Below are 13,022 nucleotides of genomic sequence, written 5' to 3' on the forward strand. Positions count from 1 at the left end.
ACCTTATTCCGGTGTAACCGAAACGGCCAAGCTTGCGCCACGCGAAAGGCCGCGCCTCAACTCAGGCGCGGCCTTTACGACTCCGGCTACAGGTACTGGCCGGTGTTCGACTCGGTGTCGATCGCGCGGCTGGCCGAGGCGTTCTTGCCGGTGACGAGGGTTCGGATGTAGACGATCCGCTCGCCCTTCTTGCCCGAGATGCGGGCCCAGTCATCGGGATTCGTGGTGTTGGGCAGGTCCTCGTTCTCGGAGAACTCGTCCACGATCGAATCGTAGAGATGCTGGATGCGCAGGCCGGGGTTGCCGGTCTCGAGGACCGATTTGATGGCGTACTTCTTGGAGCGGTCCACGATGTTCTGGATCATGGCGCCGGAGTTGAAGTCCTTGAAGTACAGGACCTCCTTGTCACCGTTGGCGTAGGTGACCTCCAGGAAGCGGTTGTCCTCGCTCTCGGCGTACATGCGCTCGACGACGCGCTCGATCATCGTCTTCACGCACTTGACCCGATCGCCGTCGAATTCGGCGATATCGTCGGCATGCAGCGGCAGCGTGTCGGTGAGATACTTCGAGAAGATGTCCTGTGCCGCTTCGGCATCGGGCCGCTCGATCTTGATCTTCACGTCCAGGCGGCCGGGCCGCAGGATGGCCGGGTCGATCATGTCCTCGCGGTTGGACGCACCGATCACGATGACATTCTCGAGGCCCTCGACGCCGTCGATCTCGCTCAGCAGCTGCGGCACGACGGTGGTCTCCACATCGGAGGAGACGCCCGAGCCACGGGTGCGGAAGATCGAGTCCATCTCGTCGAAGAACACGATCACCGGGGTGCCCTCGGAGGCCTTCTCCCGAGCCCGCTGGAAGATGATGCGGATGTGGCGCTCGGTCTCACCCACGAACTTGTTCAGCAGCTCGGGACCCTTGATGTTGAGGAAGAAGGACTTGGCCTCCTTGGCGTCCTCACCGCGGGCCTCGGCGATCTTCTTGGCCAGCGAATTGGCGACGGCCTTGGCGATCAGCGTCTTACCGCATCCGGGCGGACCGTAGAGCAGCACGCCCTTGGGCGGGCGCAGCGCGTACTCGCGGAACAGATCCTTGTGCAGGAAGGGCAGTTCCACCGCGTCGCGGATCTGCTCGATCTGACGGGACAGGCCGCCGATGTCCTCGTAGCCGACATCGGGCACCTCCTCCAGCACGAGGTCCTCGACCTCGGCCTTGGGGATGCGCTCGAAGGCGAAGCCCGCCTTGGTATCGACCAGTAGCGAATCGCCCGGCCGCAGCTTGCGGATCGGCTGATCGGGATCGTCGACGTCATCGACGTCGACCAACCGGCTCAGCGGACCGGACAGCCAGACCACCCGCTCCTCGTCGGCATGCCCGACCACCAGCGCGCGGCGGCCGTCGTCGAGGATCTCGCGCAGCGTGCCGATCTCACCCGTCTGGTCGTAGCTGCCCACCTCGACCACCGTGAGCGCCTCGTTGAGGCGGACGGTCTGCCCGTAGCGCAGGACCGAGGTGTCGATATTCGGCGAGCAGGTCAGCCGCATCTTGCGCCCGGAGGTGAACACGTCGACCGTCTGATCGTCGTAGACGCCGATGAGGATGCCGTAGCCGCTCGGCGGCTGGCCGAGGCGATCGACCTCCTCGCGCAGGGCCACCAGCTGCTGGCGGGCCTCCTTCAGGGTGTCCATGAGTTTGGTGTTGCGAATCGTCAGCGAATCGATGCGCGCTTCCAATTCTCTTGCGCGATCCGGAGAGTCGGCGAGTTGCCTTCGGAGTGCAGCCGCCTCGGCGCGTACTGCCTCGAGTTCCCTCCAGGCCGCCGAATCCGAATTCTCGATGGGGCTCATGATGCTGCTCCTCCCAGTCCCGGTCTATCAACGCTACCGGGCGCGAACCGTTCTCGCTTTCCGACATGGTTTCGTCGTGATCACATCTCGGCTGCGGCCTGCGGCCGAGCAACCATGTTAGCCTGCCCTAACCTGTTTCCGGCGAGTTAACTTCACCGGACCGACCGAAAGGTGTGTATTCGATGTTCCCTCTCCTCGGTGGTACCCGCTGTAGTGGCAACGTCGCACGGACTCTTCGTGTTTCCGTTGCTACCGCATTCGCGGCCTTCGCCGTTACGGGCATTGTGGCCTGTGGGTCCGACAAGTCCGATAGCGCGCCCGCGAGCAGTACCGCCAACGCCTCCGCGGCTGTGACGAGCATCACCGCATCGGCCGGCGCGAGCGCCCAGTCCGCGGCCGCGCCCAGCCCGGAATCGCTGCAGGCCACGCTGGACGGACTCGTCGATCCGGCCAAGCCGACCGCGGACAAGGAGAAGCTGGTCGTCGACGGCCACAAGCGCGCGGCCAATATCGACACCATGACCAAGGGCCTGGCCAACTACGGCAAGATCGGGTTCACCGTGTCCGATGTCAAGACCTCCGGCGATACCGCGACCGCGCAGGTCGTCATCACCTCCCCGCACGGCCCGGCCCCGGCCATGCCGATGACCTGGCAGCACGCCGCTGACGGCTGGCAGCTCTCCGATGCCAGCACCTGCCAGATCCTGGCCATGGGCATGGCCCCCTGCCAGGCGTAACGGCCTTCTCCCCCAGCCTCTTCCGCGCCGCGGCCCGTCCTCAGCCCTTCGACGGGCGGCGCTGCGGCTTCGGCGGCGTCACACCGTCGGCCAGCCGGCGCGCACTGACCAGGAACGCCGTATGCCCTTGCATGCGGTGTTCCGGGCGCACGGCCAGGCCGACGACGTGCCACGGCCGAATCAGCGATTCCCAGGCCCGCGGTTCGGTCCAGCACTGCTGTTGACGCAGCGCCTCCACCACCTCCGACAGCTGGGTCACCGTGGCCACGTAGACCAGCAGCACACCGCCCGGGATCAGTGCCTTGGCCACCGCGGGCAGCGCCTCCCAGGGCTTGAGCATGTCCAGCACCGCGCGATCGACCTGACCGTCGTAGTCGGCGACGTCGCCGACGGTCAGGCTCCAGTTAGCGGGTCGTTCGCCGAAGAACCGCTCGACATTGCGGACCGCATGTTCGGCGTGGTCGTCGCGGATCTCGTAGGAGACCACCCGGCCCTCGGGTCCGACCGCGCGCAGCAGCGAACACGTCAGCGCACCGGAGCCCGCCCCGGCCTCGAGCACCCGCGCGCCGGGGAAGACATCGCCCTCGTGCACGATCTGCGCGGCGTCCTTGGGGTAGATCACCGCGGCGCCGCGCGGCATGGACAGCACGTAGTCGACCAGCAGCGGACGCAGCGCGAGATACGGTGTGCCGTTGGCGGATTGGACTACACTGCCCTCGTCGGCGCCGATCAGATCATCGTGGTTGATCTGGCCCTTGTGGGTGTGGAAGTCCTTACCTTCCGCCAGCACCACCGTGTGCTGGCGGCCCTTGGCATCGGTCAGCTGCACCCGGTCACCGGTGGTGAATGGACCGGTCCGTCTGGCCGTCATGGATCTCCGTTCTGCTGCGTCTTTTCCAGGGTTGATGTGAGGCCGCCGGATATGTCGGTGCCCCCGGATAGCCTGCCAGGTATGACAGCGCCCTCGACGCCGACCCCGGGCTTCGGTGATCCCGCCGACCGTGGAGTTCGCGGCCCGGCTCGTTTCTGGACTGACGGAGCGGGGGAGCGAAGCGGAGGAGCGGAGGAGGGAAGAAACGAGCCTCCGGGGGCCGCGAACCGCGACGCCGGAGGCGGCGCCGACAGACACAGCTTGGCCCTGTCGCCGTCGCGGGCAAACGATTTCAAACAATGTCCGTTGAAATACCGATTGCGGGCGATCGATCGGATTCCCGAGCAGCCCGCGCGGTACGCGGTGCGCGGGACGGTCGTGCACGCGGTGCTCGAATCGCTGTACGGGTTACCCAGCGGTGAACGCGTTCCGGATCGGGCGGCGGCGCTGGTGGCGCCGGCCTGGGAGCGTTTGCTGGCCGAGCATCCCGAGCTGGTGTCGCTGGTGCCCGACGGGCCGGAGCAGTTCCTCGACGAGGTGCACGGGCTGGTCCGCGGCTATTACCGGCTGGAGGATCCCACCGCGTTCGATCCCGAATCATGCGAATCGCGGATCGAGGTCGAACTTCCGGACGGTTCGCCGCTGCGCGGCTATGTCGACCGGATCGATATCGCGCCGACGGGCCAGCTGCGGGTGGTCGATTACAAGACCGGACGGTCTCCGATGGAGCGTGGTGAGGGGCGGGCGCTGTTCCAGCTCAAGTTCTACGCGCTGATCATGCTGCGCTCGCGGGGTGTGGTCCCGAGCCAGCTGCGCCTAATCTACCTCGCCGACGGCCAGATCCTCACCTACACCCCCGACGAGGACGAGCTGCTGCGCTTCGAGCGCATCCTGTCGGCGCTGTGGGCGGCGATCAGCACCGCCGGGCGCACCGGCGACTTCCCGCCCAATCCGAGTTGGGTCTGCGAATACTGCGATTACAAACCGCTGTGCCCGGCGTACGGCGGCACACCGCCGCCGTACCCGGGCTGGCCTACCGCCGAATCTCAGGCGATGCAGACCCCGCCGGTGATCCGGCAGACCAGCTGAACCAGCCACTCGACCGGTGTCTCCGGCACCTTGGCGGGCACGATCACGGGAATCATCCATGTCCTCCTGTCCTCGAGCCCCGACCTGCCAGGCAGTCTGCCGGACGAGACTAAGGAGTCGGTGAGGCCTCGGACAGGATTCAGAACGCGCGGCAGGAACGGATGTCGGTGGCGAGGATGGCCTTGGCGCCGAGCTCGGCGAGCTGATCCATCACATCGTTGCCCTGCTTGCGCGGGACCAGTGCGCGCACCGCGACCCACCCCGGATCGGTCAGCGGCGAGACCGTGGGCGACTCCAGGCCGGGAGTGATCTCGACCGCGGCGTCGAGCAGCTCCCTCGGGCAGTCGTAGTCGAGCATGAGGTACAGCTGCGCGAACACCACGCCCTGCACGCGGGCGACCAGTTGGTTGCGCCCCCGGTCGCGGTGGTCGGATCCGGCCGCCTCGATCAGCACCGCCTCCGAATCGCACAGCGAGTCACCGAACGCGATCAGGTTGTGCTGCCGCAGGGTTCGGCCCGAGCCGACCACATCGGCGATGGCGTCGGCGACGCCGAGCTGGATCGAGATCTCCACCGCGCCGTCGAGCCGGATCACCTCGGCCTCGATCCCCCGCCGCTGCAGATCGCGCAGCACCAGATTGGGATAGGCGGTGGCGATGCGCTTGTCGTAGAGGTCCTCGACCTTCCAGTCGCGCCCGGCCGGGGCGGCGTAGCGGAAGGTGGAGCGGCCGAACCCGAGGCTCAGCCGCTCCTGGACCGGCGCACCCGAATCGAGAGCCAAGTCTCGTCCGGTGATACCCAGATCCAGCTCGCCCGAACCTACATAGATGGCAATGTCTTTGGGCCGCAGGAAGAAGAACTCGACGTTGTTGGCATTGTCGATGACCGACAGGTCGCGCGAGTCGGTGCGCCGGCGGTAGCCGGCCTCGGACAGGATCTCGACGGCCGATTCGGACAGAGCGCCCTTATTGGGAACGGCGACGCGAAGCATGAGGATGTCCTTTCGGGACGTATGACGGACGGATTCGAATAGCTCGATATGTGCCCGTCACAGATGTCGATACACGTCCTCGAGCCGCAGTCCGCGGCCCACCATCAGCACCTGCACCCAGTAGAGCAGCTGCGAGATCTCCTCGGCGAGGTGGTCGTCGCTCTCGTGCTCGGCGGCCAGCCACACCTCGCCGGCCTCCTCGAGCACCTTCTTCCCCTGCGCATGTACGCCGGCGTCCAATGCCGCGACGGTTCCGGACCCTTCGGGGCGGTTGACCGCACGATCCTGCAGCTCGGCGAACAGGGATTCGAAGTTCTTCACGGAGAGCCATTGTTTCAGACGCGCGCGTACATCCCGCAACCGGTTATCCAGCCGATCGACCGGTCCATACGGGCCGGTCGATCGGGTAGTGAACTACGGGACCGTCGTCACTCGGCGTTCGTCAGCAGCTCCTCGAGCTCCCGCACGGCAATGCGCAGCTGGTCGGCGAACTCGTGCATCTGCGCCGCGACCTCGGTCGGGGTGGCCAGGTAGATATTCCATCGGTCCGGCAGCAGCACATAGGCGATGCCGATGCACTTACGGCTGGTGCAGCCGAAGCCGAAGTATCGGATGTTGACCGAGGGCGCGGAGCTGGTGCTGAGGTAGTCGTCGCGGGTGATGCGCCAGCCGGGGCTGTCGTAGAACGGCATGGGGTCGGTGGCGCCGAGCCGGTCGCCGCGGCGACGCTGGATGAGTTGCAGTTCCCACAGATGCTGTTCGGGCGCGTCGCCGCGCTGACATTCCTTGGCGCGGGCCACATGCGCCTCGGCGGCGGCCCGCGCCGCGACCACTCGCGCCGTCCGATCCGCGCCCGGATCGTCCATGGCCGCAACGAATTCCACGATCTGCGGGGTGACCACCCGCATGGCCTCGGTGCGGCCGTTGCGGAGCTGGCGGGTGGCGATGGATTCGTAGGTCGCGCCGGTGAGACCCTTGCTGCGCCGATGGGCCAGCTGATAAGACAGCTGCGCGAACGCGTCGGGCGAGATGCCCAGCGCCTTGGCCCGCTGGGTGCCGAATTCCTCGAACGAGACCGTGGTGGTGGCATTATCGGCGGCGAACTGCGCGAATGCCGCGGCGGCCGAGGAGATCTCGGCCCGCCGCAGATGGTCGAGGACGAATTCGATCGGTTCGACCGCGGGCAGGCCCTGCGGCTGGGCCCCGGACCGCTCGGCATGGTCGGTCACCGGCGTCTCGAGCAGCGCGTCGACGAACGACAGGATGGTGGTGCCGTCCAGACCGCAGTGCTCGACATTGATTCCGGCCTGCCCGTCGGCGAAGACAACGAACGAGACCGCCTTGTCGAACCACCGATTACCGCTGTCGCCGTGCAACAGCTGATCGCAGGCGTGCAGCGTATCGCGCGGCGCGAAATCCTCCAGACATATACAGAACAGCGCGGTTTCGATGCTGTCGAACGCCTCGACGTTCGCGGGCTCGGCACGCAGCGCGGACCGGACCCCGGCCCAGTGCGCGCGGGCGAGGGTGGTCAGATGTCCCGCCGAGGTCTCGACGGGCGCGCGCCGGGTACCGGCCTTCATGACCGCCCGCAGCCCGTCGACGAGATCGCCGGGCGCATAGGGGGCACCGTCGGGCCCGATCACCTCCATCCGGAACATGTTGCCGCGGAAGAAGACAACGATATGCCGCGCCCGCGACGGTCCCGGCCATGCGTCGGTGTAGGGCACGCGCACGGTGTCCTGCGGATCGCCCGGAATCCGGGTCTCGGAGAACAGGAACTTGTTCTGCGCCATCGACAGATGCTGTCCGCGCTGGGTCACCGGCGGGACGGCCTCAGCGTCGAGCAGCAGTTTGTAGTCCACCGCCGCGGCGATGAGGGCGGCCGCGCGATCGGCCTGTTGTGCGGAGGTCGACCGGGCCAACGGGGTGTCGTCGCGGAACAGGAAGAAGAAGTTGGCGTTCAACGCGATCCGATCGCGCCGGCCCAGATAGCGCGAGGGCCAGAACTCGTCGAGCCAGCTGCCCACGCCCGGGGTCGCGTCGAACCGTTCGAGGTCGGCCTGCAATATCCGGCCCGGCCCGTCGGGTCGTTGCAGATCGGCGAGTGCGGCCTCGGTCTCGGCATACTCGTCCTCGGTCAGCAGCGGCGCGCACCAGTCCAGGAAGCGCGCACAGCTGTCGGCCAGGCCGGGCAGCGGCACACGGGGCAGCTGATCGTCGAAGGCGAAGGTACGGTCGGTCACTGGCGATCCTCGGGGTCAGTGTCGGTGGGGGTACAGACATACAGCTGGGCGTGCAGCCATCCGTCGGCCTCGAGCCCGGTCGGGTCGATATCCTTGGCGGACAGGGTCTTCAGCACTTGGGCCTGCTCCTCGGCAGAGGCGAATCGGCGCTGCCGGAAGGTTCCGGGCCGGCACTCGGTGCGATAACCCAGGCGTGCCAGTTGCCGGGCCGCCGGCTCGAAGTCGACCATACGCATCACGAAATGCATCATCCACGGCAGGCGGCGGCCATGCGCCCGCGCCACGCGCAGCAGGGTTCGCTCGGTGACATAGCCGATGCAGCCGGTGGAGATCACCAGATCGGCCGAGGCGAGCAGTCGCCGCTGCGGCTCGGTCGGATCGCCGGTCTCGAGGTCGGCATGGACCGCCTCGTGCAGCAGACCCGCGGCCACGGCATAGCTCAAAGCCGGTGCGGAGGCGTCCATTCCGATGAAACGGACATCCGGCTGATGGTCGTCGGCGGCGAGCCGTTCGCGGTCGCGCGCGATGCGCGCGGCGGTGTCCCCGGCGCGGTAGTGCTCGACGAGTTCGCCGATGGTCGCGTCGAAGCGCAGCAGGGCCGCGTTCACGCCATAGGAGCAGCCGAGGTCCAGGACGGTGAGCGGACCGTCGAGTGCGGCTCCGGACTCGGCGATGAACCGCTGGAAATGCGGTTTCGCCAATTCCGGGATGCAGTAGTCCAATTCGGACAGTCGGCTGTAGTAGACGCTCGGGTCGGGGCGGTCGTAGATATCGTCGAACGAGGCTTTTCCGGTGCTGTGCAACGAAACCGGCACGGGCACATCCTTCTCAGTCGAGTAGTCGATCGCCGCGCACGGACTGACCGGCCGCGGCGTGGTGATCCGCAAGCACCCGCCCGAACAACTGCCGGGTGCGTTCGACGGTCCCGATGATTCCGGGCCGCTCGCTGTAGGCGAAGATCGCCGTATGCCGCTGGGTATCCCCGGTCACCGGCGAGACCCGATGCAACGAGTACCTTCCCTGGAACAGCTGCAGATCCCCCGGCCGCAGCCGCAGCCCGCGCACGAATCGTTGCCCCGTGCCGGTCAGTACCGCCCGCACATCGGCGAGGTTCTCCGCCCGCGGCGTGCGAATATCGGGGCAGTACTGGAAGATTCCCCCGCCCTCGGGCTCCTGGGTCAGCATGGAGACCGTGAAGGCATTGGTGTCGAAGTGCCACGGATGGGAGTTCCCCGGCGCGACCACGTTCACGCACAGACCGGCCAACGGGTCGGCGAATTCATGCAATTCGGCCAGTCCGAAGCAGTCCGCGACGAATCGCTGGAATACCGGGCTGCTGTAGAGCACCTGGATCAGCGCATCGCCGGGAATGAGATCCCGTGCCACGAAGGCATTTCCGCGCTCGAGCACGATACGCCCGGGATGGTCGGGCGGCAGCTCGGTGTCGATCGGAATGTTGTAGGCGTTGACCCGTTCGACGGTGTAATACGCCCGCGGCGCCAGCGCCGCCCCCTCGGCCCGTAGCGTCTCGAGCAGGTCGGACCGGATGAATCCCGGCAGTACGGTGCATCCACCGGCCGCCAGCTCCGCCCGCGCCCGCCGCACCACCTCGCCGCGGCCCGCACCGTCCGCCGTCAGCGGATACCGAACGGTATCGATCACCGTCGCCAGCGACGCCGAATTACCTTCTGCCCCATCCCCTTCCGTGCCACCCGCAGCAGCCCTACCCCCACTACCCGACACCATCCGACCATTGTGACCCGGCCACACCGAATGCCCGGGCGGATTGCTCGGATCGTTGGACAGCTCACAAACCCATGAGTAGCAAGGCCGGTCGGAACTATTCGCGTCCACAACCCGGACGACGGATCAGCCCGCGGTGGTCGCCTTCATCAGCACGTACTCGAACAGATACTCGGCGGGCCCGCCGGGCATGCCGAGATTGAGGCGTTCGGCCAGGTCGATCAGGTCGGTATGCAGTGCGGCGGCACGCTCGGGGTGATCGAGCAGATCGGCGAAGGTCGCCTGGATGGGGCCGAAAGAGGTTTCGAAGAATTCGATGAAACGAATCGGGCTGGGGGCGAACAGACGGAAGCTGTGCGTGGTCGCCTCGAAGGTCGAAATCCGATCGCCGAACAGCCACAGCACATGTTCGGAGTTGGCCCACAGGCGCGCGGGCAGCGCCTGCGGCGGGGGCGGGACGTAGTAGTTCAGCACGGCCAGGATTTCGCAGATCCATGAGCGGCGGGTCCAGCTGATCAGGCCGAGCCGTCCGCCCGGGCGGGCGACCCGGATCAGCTCGTCGGCCACGTCCTGATGCCGCGGCGCGAAGATCGCCCCGACCGAGGAGGTGACGACGTCGAAGGAGGAATCGGGGAACGGCAGATCCTGCGCATCGGCCTCGACCCATTCCACGGCCACGCCGCGCGTCGCCGCCTCGACCCGCCCGTCGATGAAGTTCTCGACCGTGCTGTCGGCGGCGATGACCTCCGCGCCCGCCGCCGCGGCCGCGATCGCCGCGTTGCCGGTGCCGGTGGCCACGTCCAGTACTCGCGTGTCGGGCCCGATCTCGCAGGCGGCAACCAGCTGGGGACCGAGATCCCATAGTGCAGCGCGAGCGAACCGGTGATAGTCACCGAGCGCCCATTCCGTGCTCACGCCCGGAAATGCCTGGAAAGCGGTCATGGAAATCGGCCCTTCTGACGAAGTCACGACCATTCGCCAGCAATACTGCCGCATATCGCTACCGAATCTCTGTGATCAAGGCAACACTTCCGCAAACTCAGCGGCGCGCGCCCCGATGGACCTCGGCCAGATCCGCGGCCGTGAGGCCGATCAACGAATCGCGGAAGATCAGCCCCGGGCGCGGGGGGACCGCGATCTCACAGGGCACCACCAATACGGCGCATCCGGCCGCGGCGGCCGCGAGCGATCCGGTGGGCGAATCCTCCACGGCGACACAGCGTTCCGGCGCCAGGCCGAGCAGCCGCGCGCCGCGCAGATACGGATCGGGCGCGGGCTTGCCGCGGTCGACCTCGTCCCCGCAGACGGTGATGTCGAAATGCTCCCGGCCCAGGGTCTCGAGGCATAGTTCGGTCACCGACCGCTTGGTATTGGTGACCAGGCCCGAGGCGAGCCCGGCCGCACGCACCATCGCCAGCGCCTCGCGGGCGCCCGGCCGCCATGGGATCGGGCCGGACATCAGGCCGACGACGCGGCGTTCCATCCAGTCACCGGCCGCGTCCAACTGGGTGGCGGTGGGCTCGATACCCAGGCCCGCGAACGTGATTCGCAGTGCGTCCGGGGCCGCCGCGCCGATCAGCGCGTGCCGGGTCGCATCGGTCATCTCCCCGCCGAGTTCGACCGACAACTCCCGCATGGCGATATCCCAGAGCTTCTCCGAGTCCAGCAGGGTGCCGTCCATATCCCACAGCACGGCCGCCACACCGGCCTCGAACACACTCACTCGCGCACGTCCCTTTCTCGCCCTAGGCGCTGGAGCCCGTGATCAGCATCCGGCCGGTCGAGGAGTCGACCGTGAACGACCGGTTTTCCGTGACGACCTGCCCGTCGGTCTTGCGGTAGGTGAGTGCCGCGTTCGCGCTGCCCGGACCGGAGAGCGTGACGCTGTTCACACTCACCGCGGCGATGGTCGACCACCAGCTCCTGTACGCCTGATATCCACCGGTCTGGGCCTGATACCCGGGCCCGAGCATGTTCCACGCGCCCTGCGTATTGCCCGGCAGATTCGCGTAGTAACTGTAGATGAACCCGCTGATATCGGCCGGTTGAGCCGGTCCGAACGCGGTCGTCGGCGGAGCGGGCGTGGTCGTCGTCGTGCTCGGCTTCGGCGCGGAGCCGGACGCCGACGGGGCGGCCGAGGATGTGGCCGACGGCCCGGTCGACGGCGCGGCGCTGCCGCTCGGCGGGGCGGCCGCCGACGGAGTGCCGGTGACCGCGGCCGATGGCGGCGCCGCGGCCGATGGTCCGCCGCTGCTCGGCGTGCTGATCGCGGGCCCGACCGCGGCGGGCTGCGGGCCGGTACCGCCGTTGTTCTTATCGCCCGACAGCACGATCGCGACGATGCCGATCACGACCACCAGCACGGCCGCGGCCGCGGCGCCGAACACCAGCAGGCGGCGGCGCTGCGCCGGGCCGCTCCAATTCGATTGCGGCACAGTGGGTGTGGTTCCGCCACCGGCCGCGACGGTCGGCACGTGCACGGTCGGATCGTCGGCATTGCCCGCGGGTGCGCCGGCATGTACGGACAGCACGGTCGTCGCCGCGGCCGCGTCCACCGCCGCGGCCGGAAGCACCTTCGTCGCCGTCGGGACGATCGCCGGGGCGCGGCCCTCGGCGACGGCCTCGAGCTCTTCCTGCGCCTTGGCCATATTCGGCCGGTCGCTCGCCTCGGCCGCCAGCAGCGCCATCAACACCGGGCCCAGCGTCTCGGCCCGCTTCGGCTCGGGCACCTGCGCCCCCGCGACCGAATGCAGTATGGCCAGCGGATTGTCGCCCTCACCGAACGGAGGCTTACCCTCCACCGCGGCATACAGCGTCGAACCGAGTGCGAACACGTCCGAGGGCGGTTCCGGATTCTCACCGCGGGCGATCTCGGGCGACAGATAGGCCGGGGTCCCGGCGAGGAATCCGGTCGAGGTCACGGTGACATCGCCGACCGCGCGCGAGATGCCGAAATCGGTGATCTTCACCGTGCCGTTATCGGCGACAAGGATATTGGCGGGCTTCACATCGCGATGCACGATGCCCGCGTCGTGGGCGGCGGCCAGCGCGGCGGCCACCTTCGCGCCGATGCGGGCCACCTCGCGCGGGTCCATCGGACCCTTCTCCCGCATGAGCGCGGCCAGGCTCGGCGCGTCGACGAACTCCATGACCAGCCAGGGCTGGCCGTCCTCCTCGGCGACGTCGAAGACGGTGACGGCGTTCTGATGGTGCAGGCGCGCGGCGATGCGGCCCTCCCGCATGGCCCGCATCTTCGCCTCGACCGCCTGCGAGCGGGTCAGACCGGGCGCGAGTAACAGTTGTTTGACGGCGACGGTCCGTCTCAGACGTACGTCGCTGGCGCGCCAGACGACGCCCATCGCACCCGTGCCGATGGGGTCGCCCAGTCGATACCGTCCCGCGATGAGCCGGTCTGACGTCATGTTGTTGTAACCCTCCTGCGCTCACACGCCGAGCCGCCATGCCACTCTGCGTGAAGCCCGGAAATCTCGAAAAACC

12 protein-coding genes are annotated in these 13,022 nt (G+C 67.7%); 2 read left to right on the forward strand and 10 right to left on the reverse strand.

What is annotated here, in order from left to right:
• Positions 1-86: 86 nt before the first annotated feature.
• The gene (arc, locus tag ACIA76_RS00835; RefSeq protein ID WP_397146908.1) at positions 87-1,847 is read right to left on the reverse strand and encodes a proteasome ATPase; all 1,761 of its coding nucleotides are present in this window, start codon (positions 1,845-1,847) and stop codon (positions 87-89) included.
• A gap of 350 nt (positions 1,848-2,197) precedes the next feature.
• Here arc and ACIA76_RS00840 point away from each other — a divergent pair, with 350 nt between their 5' ends.
• Positions 2,198-2,584, forward strand: coding sequence for a hypothetical protein (locus ACIA76_RS00840; protein ID WP_397146910.1), 387 nt, complete (start codon positions 2,198-2,200; stop codon positions 2,582-2,584).
• 40 nt (positions 2,585-2,624) lie between these two features.
• Here the strand turns inward: ACIA76_RS00840 and ACIA76_RS00845 are convergent, their stop codons facing one another.
• Positions 2,625-3,455 carry a tRNA (adenine-N1)-methyltransferase gene (locus ACIA76_RS00845; protein WP_397146912.1) on the reverse strand — a complete coding sequence of 277 codons (831 nt, stop codon included), beginning with the start codon at positions 3,453-3,455 and terminating at the stop codon, positions 2,625-2,627.
• A 261-nt stretch (positions 3,456-3,716) separates the two neighbouring features.
• Here ACIA76_RS00845 and ACIA76_RS00850 point away from each other — a divergent pair, with 261 nt between their 5' ends.
• A complete protein-coding gene (locus ACIA76_RS00850; protein ID WP_397146914.1) occupies positions 3,717-4,544 on the forward strand; it encodes a RecB family exonuclease in 828 nt (275 codons plus the stop codon).
• 139 nt (positions 4,545-4,683) lie between these two features.
• Here the strand turns inward: ACIA76_RS00850 and hisG are convergent, their stop codons facing one another.
• The 8 genes from hisG to ACIA76_RS00890 form a co-directional block, all read right to left on the reverse strand.
• Positions 4,684-5,535 (reverse strand): ATP phosphoribosyltransferase, encoded by an 852-nt coding sequence (hisG, locus tag ACIA76_RS00855; RefSeq protein ID WP_397146916.1) that lies wholly within the window; start codon positions 5,533-5,535, stop codon positions 4,684-4,686.
• A 57-nt stretch (positions 5,536-5,592) separates the two neighbouring features.
• The gene (locus tag ACIA76_RS00860) at positions 5,593-5,856 is read right to left on the reverse strand and encodes a phosphoribosyl-ATP diphosphatase (protein WP_397146918.1); all 264 of its coding nucleotides are present in this window, start codon (positions 5,854-5,856) and stop codon (positions 5,593-5,595) included.
• A 107-nt stretch (positions 5,857-5,963) separates the two neighbouring features.
• Positions 5,964-7,781 carry a choline/carnitine O-acyltransferase gene (locus ACIA76_RS00865; RefSeq protein WP_397146920.1) on the reverse strand — a complete coding sequence of 606 codons (1,818 nt, stop codon included), beginning with the start codon at positions 7,779-7,781 and terminating at the stop codon, positions 5,964-5,966.
• Positions 7,778-8,596: a class I SAM-dependent methyltransferase gene (locus ACIA76_RS00870; protein ID WP_397146922.1), complete on the reverse strand. Its 819-nt coding sequence runs from the start codon at positions 8,594-8,596 to the stop codon at positions 7,778-7,780. Before ACIA76_RS00870 ends, ACIA76_RS00865 begins: the two co-directional genes overlap by 4 nt.
• A 13-nt stretch (positions 8,597-8,609) precedes the next feature.
• The gene (locus tag ACIA76_RS00875) at positions 8,610-9,443 is read right to left on the reverse strand and encodes an arpA protein (RefSeq protein ID WP_397146924.1); all 834 of its coding nucleotides are present in this window, start codon (positions 9,441-9,443) and stop codon (positions 8,610-8,612) included.
• A gap of 207 nt (positions 9,444-9,650) precedes the next feature.
• Complete coding sequence (locus tag ACIA76_RS00880; RefSeq protein WP_397146926.1) at positions 9,651-10,466, reverse strand: class I SAM-dependent methyltransferase; 816 nt, start codon at positions 10,464-10,466, stop codon at positions 9,651-9,653.
• A gap of 97 nt (positions 10,467-10,563) precedes the next feature.
• A complete protein-coding gene (locus ACIA76_RS00885; RefSeq protein WP_397147925.1) occupies positions 10,564-11,205 on the reverse strand; it encodes an HAD family hydrolase in 642 nt (213 codons plus the stop codon).
• A gap of 64 nt (positions 11,206-11,269) precedes the next feature.
• Positions 11,270-12,946 carry a serine/threonine-protein kinase gene (locus ACIA76_RS00890; RefSeq protein ID WP_397146928.1) on the reverse strand — a complete coding sequence of 559 codons (1,677 nt, stop codon included), beginning with the start codon at positions 12,944-12,946 and terminating at the stop codon, positions 11,270-11,272.
• Positions 12,947-13,022 lie beyond the last annotated feature (76 nt).

Origin of the sequence: Nocardia sp. NPDC051570 (genome assembly GCF_044454005.1) — a bacterium.
GTDB lineage: Bacteria > Actinomycetota > Actinomycetes > Mycobacteriales > Mycobacteriaceae > Nocardia.

Bases quoted from the DNA above. Each gene is read 5' to 3' on its own strand.
- arc (WP_397146908.1), bottom strand. From the start codon at position 1,847: ATGAGCCCCATCGAGAATTCGGATTCGGCGGCCTGGAGGGAACTCGAG.
- ACIA76_RS00845 (WP_397146912.1), bottom strand. From the start codon at position 3,455: ATGACGGCCAGACGGACCGGTCCATTCACCACCGGTGACCGGGTGCAG.
- hisG (WP_397146916.1), bottom strand. From the start codon at position 5,535: ATGCTTCGCGTCGCCGTTCCCAATAAGGGCGCTCTGTCCGAATCGGCC.
- ACIA76_RS00880 (WP_397146926.1), bottom strand. From the start codon at position 10,466: ATGACCGCTTTCCAGGCATTTCCGGGCGTGAGCACGGAATGGGCGCTC.
- ACIA76_RS00885 (WP_397147925.1), bottom strand. From the start codon at position 11,205: ATGGACGGCACCCTGCTGGACTCGGAGAAGCTCTGGGATATCGCCATG.
- ACIA76_RS00890 (WP_397146928.1), bottom strand. From the start codon at position 12,946: ATGACGTCAGACCGGCTCATCGCGGGACGGTATCGACTGGGCGACCCC.